The 16419-nt window shown below is 48.3% G+C and carries 11 protein-coding genes; 5 read left to right on the forward strand and 6 right to left on the reverse strand.

Translation table 11 applies throughout. The features are described 5' to 3' along the window. The first annotated feature begins 185 nt into the window (after positions 1-185). The 5 genes from ACESTD_RS09445 (at position 186) to ACESTD_RS09465 (ending at position 10889) form a co-directional block, all read left to right on the forward strand. The gene (locus ACESTD_RS09445) at positions 186-3350 is read left to right on the forward strand and encodes a TonB-dependent receptor (RefSeq protein ID WP_016272268.1); all 3165 of its coding nucleotides are present in this window, start codon (positions 186-188) and stop codon (positions 3348-3350) included. A 31-nt stretch (positions 3351-3381) separates the two neighbouring features. Beyond that, positions 3382-5070: a RagB/SusD family nutrient uptake outer membrane protein gene (locus ACESTD_RS09450; RefSeq protein ID WP_016272269.1), complete on the forward strand. Its 1689-nt coding sequence runs from the start codon at positions 3382-3384 to the stop codon at positions 5068-5070. A 305-nt stretch (positions 5071-5375) separates the two neighbouring features. After that, positions 5376-6473 (forward strand): AGE family epimerase/isomerase, encoded by a 1098-nt coding sequence (locus tag ACESTD_RS09455; protein ID WP_227980093.1) that lies wholly within the window; start codon positions 5376-5378, stop codon positions 6471-6473. A gap of 5 nt (positions 6474-6478) precedes the next feature. Beyond that, on the forward strand, positions 6479-9004 hold the full coding sequence (locus ACESTD_RS09460; RefSeq protein WP_117881060.1) for a glycoside hydrolase family 9 protein: 2526 nt from the start codon (positions 6479-6481) through the stop codon (positions 9002-9004). Further along, positions 8997-10889, forward strand: a complete 1893-nt coding sequence (locus ACESTD_RS09465; protein WP_373158825.1) for a hypothetical protein — start codon at positions 8997-8999, stop codon at positions 10887-10889. Before ACESTD_RS09460 ends, ACESTD_RS09465 begins: the two co-directional genes overlap by 8 nt. A 74-nt stretch (positions 10890-10963) precedes the next feature. Here ACESTD_RS09465 and ACESTD_RS09470 read toward each other — a convergent pair whose 3' ends face one another. The 6 genes from ACESTD_RS09470 to purD all read right to left on the reverse strand — a co-directional run bounded on the left by ACESTD_RS09470 (position 10964) and on the right by purD (position 16362). Next, positions 10964-11770, reverse strand: coding sequence for a metal ABC transporter ATP-binding protein (locus tag ACESTD_RS09470; RefSeq protein WP_098032022.1), 807 nt, complete (start codon positions 11768-11770; stop codon positions 10964-10966). A gap of 34 nt (positions 11771-11804) precedes the next feature. Next, on the reverse strand, positions 11805-12707 hold the full coding sequence (locus ACESTD_RS09475) for a metal ABC transporter solute-binding protein, Zn/Mn family (protein WP_022400951.1): 903 nt from the start codon (positions 12705-12707) through the stop codon (positions 11805-11807). Positions 12708-12784: 77 nt separating this feature from the next. Then, a complete protein-coding gene (mnmD, locus tag ACESTD_RS09480) occupies positions 12785-13465 on the reverse strand; it encodes a tRNA (5-methylaminomethyl-2-thiouridine)(34)-methyltransferase MnmD (protein WP_373158826.1) in 681 nt (226 codons plus the stop codon). A gap of 162 nt (positions 13466-13627) precedes the next feature. Further along, positions 13628-14107, reverse strand: a complete 480-nt coding sequence (locus tag ACESTD_RS09485) for a YqaA family protein (protein ID WP_005830979.1) — start codon at positions 14105-14107, stop codon at positions 13628-13630. Beyond that, on the reverse strand, positions 14092-15087 hold the full coding sequence (locus tag ACESTD_RS09490) for a hypothetical protein (RefSeq protein WP_005834261.1): 996 nt from the start codon (positions 15085-15087) through the stop codon (positions 14092-14094). The genes ACESTD_RS09485 and ACESTD_RS09490 overlap by 16 nt, the downstream gene beginning before the upstream one ends. Beyond that, entirely contained in the window at positions 15088-16362 is a 1275-nt protein-coding gene (gene purD, locus ACESTD_RS09495; RefSeq protein ID WP_022400954.1) for a phosphoribosylamine--glycine ligase, read from the reverse strand. Positions 16363-16419: the final 57 nt, after the last annotated feature.

Below are 16419 nucleotides of genomic sequence, written 5' to 3' on the forward strand. Positions count from 1 at the left end.
ATCCACTCCTGCCGGTAGGCCGGGAAAAGAGTAAACCTTTTTTGCCACTATAGTGGCAAAGTCTTGCCATCACATTGGCAAAACTTAGCCAACGGCTTGGCAAGACCGTGCCAGCAAACTGGCAAAACTCTTATTCCCGGTATATTCCAAGCAGGGTCTTTGTTAAACCTAAGTATTTAGTATTTATGAGAAATGTGATGAAGTATTTGGGCATCATGTCAGTATCGCTGGCGTGCGCCGGACCTCTCTTTGCAACAAGCGGATATCCGTTTGCAAGTGTCGCTGTAGTGCAGCAGAGTGTAGCCACCGTAAAGGGACAAGTGGTAGATGAGAAGGGCGAACCCATTATCGGTGCCAATGTCATCGTAGAGGGTACGACGAACGGTATGATTACCGATTTGGACGGAAACTTCTCTTTGCAGTGTCCCGTAGGCTCTACGCTGAAAGCCAGTTACATCGGTTATCTGACAAGGACCGTTAAAGTAACCGGAAACATGAATGCCTTGAAGATTATCTTGAAAGAAGATGCCGAAACATTGGAAGAAGTGGTGGTGGTAGGTTATGGTACGATGAAGAAATCCGACCTGACCGGTTCCGTTACTTCTGTAAATGCAGAGGAGATGATGAAACGTAATCCGGTGAACTTGGGACAAGGTCTGCAGGGAGCTGCCGCCGGTGTTTCCGTCATCCGTTCCTCCGGTTCGCCCGACGGGGGATTCAACATCCGTATTCGTGGTGTAGCCACCGTAAACGGTAGTTCCGACCCTCTTTATGTAGTGGATGGAGTGCAGGTCGGTACTTCCATTGACTTTCTTAATCCAAACGATGTGGAGAGCATTGAAATCCTGAAAGATGCCTCTGCTACTGCCATTTATGGAACACGCGGTGCCAATGGTGTTATCATGATTACCACTAAAAACGGAAGCAAGGGCAAGGCACAAGTCAACTTCTCTGCCAACTATTCCCTTCAATTCAACAACAACAAGATAGACGTGGCCGATGCAGATCTCTTTGCCAAGGCAGTACGCGAATCTTGCCGTAACGGTTCGGTCATGACCAATCTGGCTTTTGGCGAAGAGTACATTGGCAAATTGAATAGCATCGATTGGCAAGATGAAATGTCACGTACAGCGTTGCAGCAGAACTATAATCTCTCCGCTTCGGGTGGTACGGAAGCCACGCAAGCCAACCTTTCAGTGGGATATCTGAATAATGAAGGTGTTGTCATTGAATCTTATTTCAAACGTCTGACAGCCCGTGCCAACATCACTCATAAAGTGAAAGATTTCATTCATGTGGGATTGAACTTGAACTATACACATGCCCAGCATCACTTCAGTGGCAATATGCGTAGTTATGCGCAAGCCATTCCTACGATGGACTATGTAGAGAATGGAGTCTTTTATTCTATGCCTATCGTTCTGCCCGACGGTTCATGGGGACATTATAAACAAGAGTCTGATGGTGACATCAACAAGGGGGCCGACAACCTGGTGGCTGCAGCCAAGACCAGAACCGACCAGATTTCCAAATGGGACCGTTTGGTGGCCAGTGCATTCCTGCAATTGGACATTGCAAAGGGATTGACTTTTAAAACCATCGGTAGCTACAACTATTTCACAAAAGGTTATGATGGATATACCCCTTATAATCCTCGTACATTTGGTTCGAAGGACCGTAAGGACAGTTATTCTATCAATCAGAATCAGAACTCGGAGATTGCCTTAGAATCGTTTGTCAACTATGACTGGTCGAATGCCCATCATCGTGTAAGCGCTATGGCGGGTTTCTCTATCAGCGATACGGACGGTGTCTGGTTGAATACCAGTGCCAGTGATTTCCCGGCTGACAACATTCGCCAGATTTCTTTGACAAACGACCCCAGCTCCAAGAATACAAATGGGGGACGTGACTTGAAGACCCGTTATCAATCTTATTTCGGACGTCTGACCTACAGTCTGAATGACCGTTATATACTGACGGCTACAGTACGCCGCGACGGTTCTTCCAACTTCGGTTCGGGCAACCGGTACGGTACTTTCCCTTCCGCTTCTTTGGCATGGCGCTTGTCAGAGGAGAACTTCATCAAGAATCTGAATCTTTTCAGCAACCTGAAGATACGTGCAGGTTGGGGGCAGACCGGTAATGCGGGTAGCGGAACCAGTCTTTCTGTCCCTCAGCTCTCTTCTTTGGATTGTATGTATTATGTCATGGCCGGGGGCGGCATGATGAATGCAGCCGGTATCGCACAGCAAAAGGAAATTGACACCAACCTGAAGTGGGAGACCAACGAGCAGACCAACATCGGTCTGGACATGGCCTTTATGAACAACGAGCTTTCATTCTCGGTGGACTACTTTATCCGTGACTCGAAAGATTTGCTTATTTATCGTCAGATCCGTCCTTCTACCGGTTTTACGTCTGTCTATACCAATGCCGGACATATCCGTAACAAAGGTTTTGAGGTTAGTGCTGCGTGGAATAAAAGTTTCGGTGATTGGAATGTAGGAGTACGTGTAAATGGTTCTACCTTGAAAAATGAGGCGGTAGAGGTGGGTGACCCTATTTTCTATAAAAACAACAGTTATGGTACGCAGGATGGTGATGACTGGGACAATCACTCCATCACACAGAACGGTTATGCCGTAGGTTCTTATTATGGCTGGAAAGTGGCCGGTATTTTTCAGAACCAGCAGGAGATTGATGCCTTGAATGCTCAATCGCCTACAGGCAAGTACCAGGATGGTGACACCGCTCCGGGTGACTTCAAGTATATCGACCTGAATGGCGACGGCCAGATTACAGACGAAGACCGTACGGTTATCGGTAATGGTTTCCCGACTCTTTCCTACGGTTTGAACCTTACTGCCTCTTACAAGAATTTCGACTTTTCAATGAATATGTATGGGGTAGCCGGAATGGATGTCTATTCTTACAGCGCTGCCCGTCTGACTTCTATGTATGGTCCTGACGGCGGTTACCAGAACGTTCTGGCAGAATATGTGAAGAATGCCTGGACTCTTGAGAATCCCAATGGCAAATATCCGCGTATCACCAAGGGCGACCACAATAAGAATCACCGTTCCAGTGACGCTTTCATTAAGAAAGGCGATTATTTGAAGATTTCGAACATTCAGTTTGGCTATACTTTCCCGAAGAATTTGGTAAAGCACGCGAAGATGGAGAATGCCCGCATGTTTGTCAGTGCAGACAACATATTGACGCTTTCTTCGTATAACAAATGGGGTGATCCGGAAGTCGGTTCGGACAGAGTGCTGCTGACAGGTTTCGATGGCGGACGCTATCCGTTCCCGTTATCCGTCTCTTTCGGTGTGAGTGTACAATTCTAATCTAATACTTAACAGATAAACAAATCATATTATGAGAAAAAGTTTTTACCATATATTGTTGTTGGGTGCTCTCACCTTGGGTACTACCAGTTCTTGTGATGACTATTTGGAAGTCGATCATTACGATATTCTGCCCGAAGATTTCATGTACCGGAATGAGGCAAATATAAAGTCGGGGCTTTATGGTATTTATGATACTTTTTATACCTATCAAGGCAGTGATAATAGTGGCGATGATACGACATGGGGATTTAAGCCCAATGTATTTATTGCCGGACACAGTACGATGGATTGCCAGGCGTCCGGCTGGGATGCCGAATGGCAACGTCATGCGGTATTAGCCAATAAAGGTTCGCTGGATACGGCTTGGCGTATGAGCTATAAGGGTATTGACCGTGCCAACCGTTTTCTGGCCGGATTGCAGAATGTGGACGTTTCCGTGCTTTCTGCCGAAAAGAAAGTGCAGTTTGAAGCCGAGGCGCGTGCCATTCGTGCATACAATTACTTGTATTTGTCAAAAGTCTTTGGCCCTGTCCCCATGTTGCTTACGGGTGAGACTTATACAACCAGTGCAGGAAAGGCGCGTCCTGAAAATCTGGAAGGCACTTATCAGGTTATTGAGGAAGACCTTAAGTTTGCCATGGAAAAGCTGGATTGGGAACCTGCCGATGGAGAATACGGTCGTATTACGAAAGGTTTCTGCAAGGCATTTTTGGCAGAACTCTATATGTATCAGAAGAAATTTACTGAAGCCAAGAAGGAATTGAATGACATTATTACCAGTAATACCTATGCATTGGAGCCGTGCTATGCCAATCTTCATGCCTGGGACAACCATTGGACAAAAGAATCCATTTTTGAGGTGGCTTATCATATTCACGGCAATATGAATTGGGGAGGCAACAGCCACGATGACGGCAAGATATGGTATGGCTATATGTGTGCCGCTCCCGAGTATGGCGGTTGGGGGTCCTTGGCTCTGTCTTGGGAGTATTATCGCTCTTTTGAGCAGGGAGACAAGCGCAAGGAGTATACTTGTGTAGGTACGGGTGACGTACATCCTATTACCAATGAAAAACTGGGTACCAATCCCTCTTACAGCGGATATGTACAAGGCTCTGAAAATGTACCTTGTGTATATTCACTGAAGTATTGGAGAAAGCAACCGGGTAAGGACGGGTTTGTGTATTGCCCGATTTCATTGACTTTCAAACGATATGCAGGCGTATTGCTGGATTATGCTGAATGTTGTTTCGAGACGGGTGAGGAAGCGACCGGATGGGAGATGATCAGACAAGTGCGTAATCGTGCGTGGGGTAACTTGGAAATTGGTGTACAAGCCATTGATTTCCCGCAGGCAATGTTGAATACGACAGTTGTCGATGTACCCGATGCAAAGACTGTTTATGCTGAATATAAGACGCGGAAAGGGTATACAAGTGATGTATGGAAAGTGGCTTTGACACAAGAACGCCGTCATGAGCTCAATGCAGAGTTCTCTTTATATTTTGACCTTTGCCGTATGGGGTTGGCTGAAGAATGGTTCAGATGCGAATACCCGAAAACAAAAGCCAATTCTACACCGGAGGAGTGCTGGGAAACTGGCGATTCTTTCCGTTATTTTGAGCATCAGAAATATCAGGAGATTTTCCCAATACCTACTAATGAGATTCTTAATAATCCTCTCATCAATTCGGAGGACCAGAATGAGGGATATTGATGACTCTAAAATTGTGCTAAGAATAGACAATTATATTGTTCTGTTATTCTGAACGAAGTGAAGAATCTCTTCTACAGAAAAGAGATTCTTCACTATGTTTGGGGTATGTATTCCTGAATGAGCAAATCAGATGATTAAGTGTCCACAATTTAAACTTGTAGTTAAGTATGGCAAGAAAAACATTTTGTTTCCTTCTATTTATATGTATGGGCGTGTGTGCATGTACTGTTCGGCATAATTCGTTACGGTCGACATTGTGTGCGGAAATTGTTGCCAATGTCCGGGACAGTGTACTGCCATTTTGGATGGATTATGCAGTGGCGCCTGACGGCGGTTTTTATGGGACTGTATTGCGGAATGGTACTCCGGTGGTAGATGCTCCCAGAGGAGGAGTGTTGAATGCCCGGATTCTGTGGAGTTTTTCTGCTGCATACCGTACATTTGGAGATGAATCTTATCTGAAACTTGCCAACAAGTCTCAGCGCTATTTTATCGATACATTTATTGATAAGAAGAACGGTGGGGTGTATTGGTTGGTCAACCCCGATGGTGAAGTAGTGAATGCTTCTAAGTATACTTATGCCATGACTTATGCTATTTATGGATTAGCAGAGCACTATCTGGCGACGGGTAACGACGAAAGTCTGAAAACTGCTATTAGTTTGTATCATGTCTTGGAAGAAAAAGGTCGCGAACCGCAATATGACGGTTATGTGGAATCCTTTACCGAAAATTGGGAAAAATTGGAGCAATATGATAATAACGCTCCTAAGACCATGAATGCCCATCTGCATGTGTTGGAAGCTTATACCCTTCTATATCAGTGCTGGAAAGACAATGGCTTGAAGAAAAGGCTTGAGTTTTGCGTCGATTTGTTCATGAACCGCATTTACGACCCGTCAAGGAAGCATTTCAATCTGTTCTTTGATAATGAGTGGAACAGTCTGGTCGAAATGGATTCTTACGGACATGATGTTGAGACCGGATGGTTGCTTTGTGAGGCTGCCCGTACGCTGGAAAATCAGGACTTGATAGAACAGACAAATCAGCTTGCATTGGATGTGACGGAAGCTTGTCTGGCTGAAGGAATGAGTGATAAAGGCTATATGATTTACGAGAAGAAAGGTGACAGAAAAACCAAGCATGCCTCATGGTGGGGCCAGATTGAAACGGTGATAGCTTGTGTCAATGCTTGGCAAATCAGCGGGAGTGACGTTTATCTACAATCGGTTGATACGGTCTGGACTTTTGTCAAAGACCATATGGTGGACAAGGAATACGGGGAATGGTATAGCGACTGTTTCGACGGAGAGCCTAAAAAGGAGGCTCCCAAAGTAAGTATGTGGCGTTGTCCATATCATACGGTACGCTTGGGAGTGGAAATGTATAATCGTTTAAAATAATACGTATGAAGAAATTGATAATAGGTGCGGCATCACTGATGCTTTGTGCTGGTTTGCAAGCCCAGGACTTCAAGATTAACCCGTCGGGGTATTTTGAAAACCACGGGGCCAATGTGATGGTTTTCAGTGATGTCTATCCTGAAGGACACCAAGGGGGTGTCACCTTGGTTTTGAATGGAGACCGCAGGGCCGCAGGCGGTGATGTGCGTTTCGAGATTTCGCAGGGGCAGTGGCAGGGATTGCCCAAGATGAGGAAACGGGTGGTGGATGAGGCTGCCAACGAAATCCGTGTCACACTGAGCTATCCTGACTCGGCCAAGCATATGGCGGGGTTCAATCCGATGCTCTATCCGGATTTTGCTTTCGGCTATACTATCAAGGTGAAAGGGGAAAAGGACTATCTGGTATTGACTGTTGATTTGGACCGGCCGGTTCCGGAGCGCTTTGCCGGGAAGCTCGGTTTCAATCTGGAGCTGGTGCCTTCTACCTTGTTGGGCAAGCCCTGGATTATGGATAACCGGACGGGTGTTTTCCCTCATCAGGCGATGGGGCCCACCATGAAGCAGACCTCCAATATGGAGCATATCGGAGACTTCAATCCTAAGGGGAAAGCCAGCCTGGACCAGTTGCTTCTGGACCGGAAGACTTATAATCCGATGATTGCCGATGATATTGTCTCTGCCCCTCTTGCCGCGGGAAAAAAGTTTGTGCTCAATCCGCAGGATGAGTTGGCAAAGATTACGATTGAGAGTGAGAAGGGAGATTTGATGCTGTATGACGGACGGATAAACCATAATAACGGTTGGTTTGTGCTTCGTTCGGAATTTCCGGCAGGAACGAAAGGGAATGCGGTAAAATGGATTATCCGTCCCACAGTTACCAAGGAGTGGCGCTATGCACCGGTAGTACAGACTTCCCAAGTGGGTTATCATCCCGGACAGAAGAAAGTGGCTGTCATCGAATTGGACAAACGGGATACAGATTTCCGGCAACCTGCCCTCTACCGTATTGCGGCCGACGGCAGGAAACTGGTGAAACAGCAGGCTGCCAAGGATTGGGGAGATTTCCAGCGTTACCATTATTTGCAGTTCGACTTTACGGAAATTACGGAAGAGGGACTTTATCAGGTGATGTACGGTGATGCGGCTTCTCCGGTGTTCCGTATTGCAAAGGATGTTTGGGATAAAGGAATCTGGCAGGCGGAGGTGGAATATTTCCTGCCGGTACAGATGTGTCACATGCGTGTCAACGAGAAGTATCGTGTATGGCATGACTTCTGTCACCAGGACGATGCCCGAATGGCCCAAACGAATATCAATCACATTGACGGATATAGCCAGGGACCTTCTACTCTGTGTAAATATCAGCCGGGCGATCTTGTTCCGGGATTGAACGTAGGCGGTTGGCACGATGCAGGCGATTATGACCTGCGTGTGGAGTCGCAGGCAGGTGAAGCCTATATCCTCGCTATGGCTTGTGAGAATTTCGGTGCCTACTGGGACGAGACTTCCATTGATTTCGAAAAACGGATTGTAGAGATACACCAGCCTGACGGGAAAAACGACTTGTTACAGCAAGTGGAAAACGGGGCTTTGACCGTAGTAGCCGGTTGGAAGGCATTGGGACGCCTCTATAGAGGAATTTTGTGTCCTACTGTACGGCAATATGCACACTTGGGAGATGCTTCGGCCCATACTGATCATGTCAGTGGAACGGCTGATGACCGTTGGGTGTTTACGGAAGACAATCCGGGACGTGAGTTACAGGTGACCGCTTGGCTGGCAGGTATTTCACGCGTGCTGAAGGGACATAATGATACTCTGGCGGCAGATTGTCTGGAAATAGCCCGTGAGCTGTTTAAGATTACACGTTGTGATAACAATTGGATACTGACAACGAAAGTACATGCCGCCGTAGAGCTTTATCTGGCAACGAAGGAAGCCGGGTACCGCGATTTCGTTTTGCAGCAGCAGGATTTCATCTGCAAGAATATCCGTCAGACGGGCTGGTTCATCGGACGGTTCGACCAGGCTGTGGGCAATGTCCGTTTCAGCAAGGCTATTCGTAAGGCATTGCCGGAGTTACAGGCCATGTATCAGGAGTATAGCAGTAAAACCCCGTATGGAGTGCCACACGACAGAGGTAACCGTTCTTCCGGTTCATGGGAGCCTCAGCATTTGGGCTATAACTACTGTTATTTACATGCTGCTTATCCTGACTTATTTACACCGGACTACATTTTTAATGCCGTCCAGTATCTGCTGGGTATGCATCCGGGACGTAACCAGGCAGCTTTTGTAACGGGGGTTGGTGCCGAAACGATGAAGGCCGCCTATGGTGTCAATCGTGCTGATTGGTCTTATATCCCGGGTGGAGTTTCTCCGGGTACTAATCTGATTCGTCCCGATCTACCGGAACTGCTTCATTTTCCGTTCTTGTGGCAGGAAGGTGAGTATTGCCTGGGTGGACATGCTACGTGGTTTATGTATATGGTATTGGCGTCTAATAAAATATTGAATTGCAATGAATAGTAAAATAAAGGTAGATAAGTTTGTAATTGTAGTTTTTCTGCTCTGCATGGTTTGTAATATGACCATGCAGGCAAAAGCTTACGAGAGTTTCAAAGTATCCATTTATGTCCGTGCTTACGAGGTAGACAAGATGAAGGACATCCATTGGCTGGATTCTACCTGGAATGTGATTTCACAACAGTTGGAAGTGGACAAGATTTATCTGGAAACACACCGGGACTTGCTGGTTGTGGAGGATGCCACTCTGGAGCAGGCAAAGAAATTCTTTCATGACCGGGGTATAGAGACAGCTGGAGGTATTACCTATACCATCAACGAGGCAAACAGTTTCGAGACATTCTGCTATTCCAATCCCGAACACCGCAAGATGGTGCAAAAGATTGCGGAACACACGGCGAAACACTTTGATGAGTTTATTCTGGATGATTTCTTCTTCACCAGCTGCAAGTCCGACATAGAAATAAAGGCAAAAGGAATGCAGAGCTGGACGGACTACCGCTTGAAGCTGATGACCGAGGCCGGTCGTGACCTCGTGCTGAAACCTGCCAAGAAAGTGAATCCTCAGATAAAGGTGATTATCAAATATCCCAACTGGTATGATCACTTTCAAGGTTTGGGATTTAATTTGGAGGAAGGTCCCCAGCTCTTTGACGGTATCTGGACCGGTACTGAAACAAGGGACCCGGCAGGTAATCAGCATTTGCAGAACTATCTGAGTTATAATATTATCCGTTATTTCGATAACCTGCGTCCGGGTTATAACGGTGGGGGATGGGTCGATGTAGGTGGACTGAACATGGGTATGGACCGGTATGCCGAACAGCTTCATTTGACCATGCTTGCCAAGGCTCCCGAGATTATTCTATTTGCCTATCACCAGCTTCTGGATGTGAAGTTGTCTCCTAAATACCGTACTCCCTGGCAGGGAATGGGTACCAGCTTTAACTATGATGAGGTGACTGCTCCCATCCGGTTGGAAGACGGCTCTTTGGTAGAACCTACCACGATGGCCCGTATAGCCGGTGTTGTGCTGAAACAGACGGATAAGTTGATTCATAAGCTGGGGAATCCGGTGGGTATAAAATCCTACAAGCCTTTTCATGCCGCCGGTGATGATTTCCTTCAGAACTATTTGGGCATGATAGGTTTGCCGATGGATATGCGTCCTGTTTTTCCGGAAGACCAGCAAGTGGTTCTGCTGACTGCACAAGCTGCACAGGATACGGAAATTATGGCTAAAATCAAGAGACAACTGCAAAGCGGGCGTGATGTGGTGGTTACGAGCAGTTTGCTGAAAGCCATTCCTGAGAAGCTTACAGAGGTAGCCGAGTTGCGTTGTACTGATTTGAAGGCTCTTGTCAATGATTTCGGCCGTTACGGGCAGTCCGGACGTGACCTGTTGATTCCGCAGGTGCAGTATTATACGAATGATGCTTGGGAGATGGTCAGTGCCGGTCGTCCGCTGACGGGTGGAGTTTCGGGCTATCCTATTCTGTTGAGAGCCCCGTATGCTACCGGTAATCTGTATGTTCTTACCATTCCCGACGATATGGGCAATCTGTATGATTTTCCGGCCAATGCCTTGAATGAAATTCGTCGCATTATGAGTAAGGACATAGGAGTCTGTCTGGAAGCTCCCTCCAAAGTAGGCCTGTTTGTATATGACAATAAAACGCTGGTGGTAGAGAACTTCAATGACGAACCGGTAGAGGTGCGTATCGTGACCGGTGATAAGGTGATGAAGCTGGAAAGCTTGGAGGATGGGACTGTTTTGAGTCCTCTTCCTGCCGGACCGGTGATACAGACCAGACGTCCGGTTACGCCTAAGAATTCTTTCCGTTTATTACTGTTGCCCCATTCATATAAGGCATTCCGATATAAATAATGGGTAAGAAGATTGCCGGGTGACTATTTGAAAGAGCAAGGAGGCTGGTTTACTGTAAAACCAACCTCCTTTGCTTATTCATGAGCATGCTTATGCTCTCCCAGTATTCTGTGTGGCAGTGTTCCGTGTCCCAATAACTCTATCGGGCAGTTGAAGTTCCGTTCCAGCCACTCCTCCGTGACACCGGTGTCGGGGTGGTAATCCAGCGTTTCGTTGACGCAAGCGATAGACTTGACTTGCTGCAATACCGTACCGATGTCATGGCTGACGAGGATGATGGCACATTCTTCATTGATTTCTGTCAGTAGTTCGTAGAGGCGGGCTTCAAAACGCTTGTCAATGTAGGTACTGGGCTCATCAAGAATCACGACCTGTGGGTCGGAGATGATGGCACGTCCCAGCAAGGCGCGTTGCAACTGTCCGCCGCTCAAGGCACCTATGGCGCGTTGTTCCATGCCTTCCAGTCCCATGCGGGCTATCACATGGCGGGCCTTTTCCCGGTGTCGGGTATTGAAGCGCGAAGCAAGTGGCTTTTGGCTGCTGAGGCCTGAAAGGATGACTTCTTCTACTGTAATGGGAAACTTCCGGTCGATGCTGCTGTACTGGGGCAGATACCCCATGGATAATCGAGTGTTGAGGGGTAGGCATTGAGAACCGGCTACTTCGGGTGACGGGGAATCGGTATGATAAAGTATCTCTCCGGCAGTGGGCTTCAGCAGTCCCAGGATGCACTTGATAAGTGTGGTCTTTCCTCCACCGTTGGGGCCGATGATACCCAGAAAATCACGTTCGTAGATAGTCAGGTTTATATCATGCAGTACGGTCCGGTTATCGTATCCGGCGCTGAGGTTCTTTATCTCTATAATGGGGGATGCAGGCATAGCTTCTTCTTCGTTAAATGGACAGAATCATCGTTTACTCTTTTACAAGCGCTCTGGCCGTATTCATCATCTCCTCCTCCCAGTCGTATGAGAGGGGATTGATAGCCACCACCCGGGTTCCGGTCTGCTGGGCGATAAGGTCGGCATTGCGGCGGTCGAATTCCGGCTGTACAAAGATGACGCGTACCTTCTCCTTCTTGCAGGAGTTTATCAGGTTCTTCAGATGGGTGGGAGAGGGTTCCTTTCCACCGGCTTCGATAGGAATCTGGTGCAGGTTGTAGTCGCGGGCAAAGTAGGAAAGTGCCGGATGATAAATCATGAAGGCACGGTCGGCATTCGGGCTGGAAAGCATCTGGCAGATGAGGCTGTCTGTATGCTCTATCCGCCGGATGAGTGCGTTGTAACGTTCCATGTAGGCGTTTTCATTGGCTTTGTCTATGGCGCAGAGTGCATTCAGAATGTTTCCGGCAATGATTTGGGCGTTGATGGTGGAATTCCAGATGTGGGGTTCCACACCACCGGCGTGCGTATGGCCTTCGTGTACATGCCCGTCTTTATGATGATGTGCATGGGTATCGTCCAGAATAAGTTCCACATTCTCGGACATATCGAAGAATTGCAGGTGGGGAGCATTGTCCGTCAGTTTTTCCGTCCATGTCTGCTCGAAACCGATGTAGCCGATGCGGAAATAGGCCTTGCTTTGGGCAAGGTCGACAAGCTGCTGGGGCGTGGGGTCGTAGGTTTCCGGACTTGAACCTTTGGGCACCATGCTGACGACGGTGAATTCATCGCCGGCAATGGCTTCGGTGAAATACCGCAGCGGCTCGATGGTGACGGTAATCACGGGTTTATCGTCATTCTTCTTGTTCTGTTGGCCTCCTTGCTTGCACGAGAAGAGCAAGGTGGCTATGAGGAGTAAAAAACAAAACTTTTTCATTTACAATTTACTATTTACAATTTACAATTTGGCTGCGCTGTGGCAGGGGGCATCAACTATTCATTATCAACTATTCCTTATCCATTTATCACTTCCTCTTTCCTTCCCCTCAGTATCTCCCGTTTCCCTCCGGGGGGACCTGGGAGACGCTCTACCTTGAATCCTACGGCTTGCAGCATGCGGCGTACTACTCCTTTGGCGCAGTAGGTGGTCAGCACGCCATCAGTGCTCATGGCGGCATGGATATTCCGGAAGACTTTTTCCTCGCACATTCCCGGTTGCTTTTCGGGTGCAAAAGCATCGAAGTAGACAACGTCGAACGGAGATTTATTAATCATTAACAAACTGTCGATGCTTATTGTTTCGATATCTGCCCGCACTTTTCTCAGTGTGAAATAAGGAGTTATGGCAACTTCTTCTTCCCACGCAGCCCGATGCAGTTCCTCGAACAGAGGATTGTCGCTATATTTTAGCGCATCCACCTCCGGCCATGCAAGCGGATAGAGTTCGATACCGGTATAGTGCACAGGTCTCTTTTCCTTTTCGGCAGTTTCCAGTGTAAGCAGGGCATTCAGCCCGGTGCCGAAACCGATTTCAAGGATATGCGGGCGGGCAGTAGCGGATGCTTTCAGTCCCATGTCGATGAAGATGTGCTGTGATTCTGTACGTGCCCCCTTTACCGAATGATAATGTTCATTCAGTTCCGGTACAAACAGTGTCGCACTTCCGTCTTCCGTCTTCTCTATGATTCGTTGCATCACTTCTGCTTTTGTTGAATGTTTTTATTTAGTTTAATTCTCTGTGATTCAGCGTGTTGTTGCGCCTATATATCCAGCGTGCTGCATCTATACATCCAGCACGTTGCATCTATACATCCAACGCGTTGTATCTATACATCTATTGCTCAAACTCACTACATGTCAATAATTCATCATCGAAATGGCTCCTTGCAGTGCCCACAGCATAGCTATGTAGCGCACCAGTTTCCCTGCAAACATGGACGTGGTGGTCAGCATCAGATTACTGCGCATGAAGCCCAGTGCAATGGCTATGGCCTCTCCCACAAAAGGCAGAAAGGCGAAGAAAGCCATCAGTGCCCCTTTCCCTTGGAGGAAATGCTGCATCCGTTCTATCTTTTCCCTTTTTACCTTGAAATATTTCTCAATCCAGTCTATACGTCCCAGACGTCCCATGTAGTAGCACGTCATGCCTCCCAGCGTATTTCCCAAGGTGGCGGAGAGTACGCACAGTGCCGGGCTCAGACCGACCTTGACCAGTGCTACCATCACTATCTCGGAACTGAACGGAATGATGCTTCCTGCCAATAGGGCAGAGATGAACAGACCGACATATCCCCAGTCAATCAGCAGCTGTACGAGTGTATCTACAAAAGCGTCCATATGTTGAATCCTAATAGAATGAATAATCCGATAAATGCACAAATGAAGAATATATTGGAACTGCGGCTATTTGTCAGTACAAACAAGTGTCCCGCCAGGATGCTGACACCGATGAGCAGGAAGGACATCAAGTGGACACTCAATACCGGTTGCAGTCCGATATAGACAAAGATGCAGAAATTCAGCAGGATGAGGAAGTGTAGATAGCTTCGGGTGCGTATCTTGTCTTCATAGCCGGCAATGAGACAGTGTGCCGCGCTGACGATGAACAGAACAAGGAGATACCCGAGGGTGGCGAGTTCCCACGGCTGATAGTCGAACCGGGTGGGAGCGAAGGTCACCAGCTCGCGGAAGGGCTGGCAGAAGAGTTCCATTTGCCCGTAGTAGAGGGCGTGTCCCAGCAACAGCCAGTAGGGTACGCTCCATCCTACCAAGGAAGCGAAGAAACTTTTGGGTTGGAGAGACTGGAAGTTGTAGGCACCTATCCAGAAGATGGGGACAAACAGCATGAGCTGCGGAAAAAGCAGGCTGCCCAGTCCGATGAAGACAAAGGCGTGGAAGAGACTGCCTGTGGGCCGTGCCTGCTGGTAGCTCTTGAAGAGGAAAAACAGTGCCACCAGGAAGGAGGCGGCTGCCAAGTCTCCCGCATACAGCATGTGCAGGCTGGGGCAGACGGATATCAGCAGGAAGTAGACAGAAGTCTGTACCGATGCCCGCATCCGGATGATGGCGAACGTATTGTTGAGCTGTATTAGGAAGTACCCGATGACGGCATACAGAATAAAGCTGAAGAGACGGTTTGCCCAGGTGGGGATGCAGAAGTCGCAGAATGTTTCCCAAAGGGAATATCCGCTTTGCTGTGTCTCCGTTTCGGGCAACAGAACAGCGGTCAGTATCCAGCAGGATACTGAAATCAGGATAGCGGTGGGTAGTGTGAACCGCCCTGCCGTTATCCGGTTCTGGAATCTCTTCGTTCTCATTTATAAGTCAAATCCGATGTCGCGACGGAAATATTTCTTCTCGAAGTTTATCATGTCGGCCACGCAGTAGCTCTTCTGCAAGGCTTCTTCCTTTGTTTCACCATAGGAGCAGACGGCGATGACACGGCCACCGGCAGTTACGGTCTGTCCGTCTTTGGTGGCTGTTCCGGCATGGAAGAGGATGCTGTCCGTTTCGGCAGCCTTCTCGAATCCGGTCATCACCTTGCCCTTTTCGTAGGCTTCCGGATATCCTCCGCTTACCAGCATGACGCAAGCGGCTGTGCGTGGGTCGAATTCCAGTGTACGCTGGTCGAGGTCGCCCTGGGCAACGCCTTCGAGTAGGTCTACCAGGTCGCTCTTGATACGCAGCATTACACTTTCGGTTTCGGGGTCGCCCATGCGGACGTTGTATTCAATTACCATCGGTTCGCCCTTCACGTTGATAAGTCCCAGGAAGATGAAGCCTTGGTAGCCGATTTCTTCTTCCAGCAGACCGTTTACGGTAGGTTCGATGATGCGGGTGCGTACTTTTTCCATAAATGTTTCGTCGGCAAAAGGTACGGGAGTAACGCTGCCCATACCGCCGGTGTTGAGGCCTTTGTCGCCTTCGCCGATACGCTTGTAATCTTTGGCTACGGGCAATACCTTATAGTGGCGGCCGTCTGTCATCACGAATACGGAACATTCGATGCCGCTGAGGAACTCTTCAATGACTACCGTGGCGCTGGCATCGCCGAACATGCCGTCCAGCATTTCCTTCAGCTCTTTCTGAGCTTCTTCCAGTGTGGGGAGAATCAGCACGCCCTTGCCTGCACACAGTCCGTCGGCCTTCAGTACGTAAGGCGCTTCGAGGGAAGCGAGGAAGTCGAGTCCCTCCTGCAAGTTGTCGGCGGTGATGCTCTTGTAGCGGGCAGTGGGGATGTTGTGGCGCATCATGAAGCCTTTGGCAAATTCCTTGCTACCTTCCAGTGTAGCACCTTTGGCGGTGGGGCCGATGATGTCGATATGGCAGGTGGCAGGGTCTTCCTTGAAGCTGTCGAAGATGCCTTGTACCAACGGGTCTTCGGGACCCACAACAATCATGTCGATTTCTTTCTCAAGGGCAAAGGCCTTGAGTGCGGGAAAGTCTGTCGCCTTCAGGTTCACATTCTCGCCTGCTTCGCTTGTACCTGCATTGCCGGGCGCAATATATAGTTTCTCTACTTTCGGGCTTTGGGCAATCTTCCATGCCAGAGCGTGTTCGCGGCCACCGGAGCCTAATAATAATACTTTCATGGGTTCATTTACAATTTACAATGTACAATTTGTCTGTGCTGTGGGGCATCAGGTAAG

Origin of the sequence: Bacteroides sp. AR20 (assembly GCF_964250605.1) — a bacterium.
GTDB classification, from domain to species: domain Bacteria; phylum Bacteroidota; class Bacteroidia; order Bacteroidales; family Bacteroidaceae; genus Bacteroides; species Bacteroides uniformis.

What these genes read in the sequence shown, in the direction of transcription:
- ACESTD_RS09455 (WP_227980093.1), top strand. Translation starts at nt 5,376, where the DNA reads ATGGATTATGCAGTGGCGCCTGACGGCGGTTTTTATGGGACTGTATTG.
- ACESTD_RS09450 (WP_016272269.1), top strand. Translation starts at nt 3,382, where the DNA reads ATGAGAAAAAGTTTTTACCATATATTGTTGTTGGGTGCTCTCACCTTG.
- mnmD (WP_373158826.1), bottom strand. Translation starts at nt 13,465, where the DNA reads ATGCAACGAATCATAGAGAAGACGGAAGACGGAAGTGCGACACTGTTT.
- ACESTD_RS09460 (WP_117881060.1), top strand. Translation starts at nt 6,479, where the DNA reads ATGAAGAAATTGATAATAGGTGCGGCATCACTGATGCTTTGTGCTGGT.
- ACESTD_RS09485 (WP_005830979.1), bottom strand. Translation starts at nt 14,107, where the DNA reads ATGGACGCTTTTGTAGATACACTCGTACAGCTGCTGATTGACTGGGGA.
- purD (WP_022400954.1), bottom strand. Translation starts at nt 16,362, where the DNA reads ATGAAAGTATTATTATTAGGCTCCGGTGGCCGCGAACACGCTCTGGCA.
- ACESTD_RS09490 (WP_005834261.1), bottom strand. Translation starts at nt 15,087, where the DNA reads ATGAGAACGAAGAGATTCCAGAACCGGATAACGGCAGGGCGGTTCACA.
- ACESTD_RS09465 (WP_373158825.1), top strand. Translation starts at nt 8,997, where the DNA reads ATGAATAGTAAAATAAAGGTAGATAAGTTTGTAATTGTAGTTTTTCTG.
- ACESTD_RS09445 (WP_016272268.1), top strand. Translation starts at nt 186, where the DNA reads ATGAGAAATGTGATGAAGTATTTGGGCATCATGTCAGTATCGCTGGCG.
- ACESTD_RS09470 (WP_098032022.1), bottom strand. Translation starts at nt 11,770, where the DNA reads ATGCCTGCATCCCCCATTATAGAGATAAAGAACCTCAGCGCCGGATAC.
- ACESTD_RS09475 (WP_022400951.1), bottom strand. Translation starts at nt 12,707, where the DNA reads ATGAAAAAGTTTTGTTTTTTACTCCTCATAGCCACCTTGCTCTTCTCG.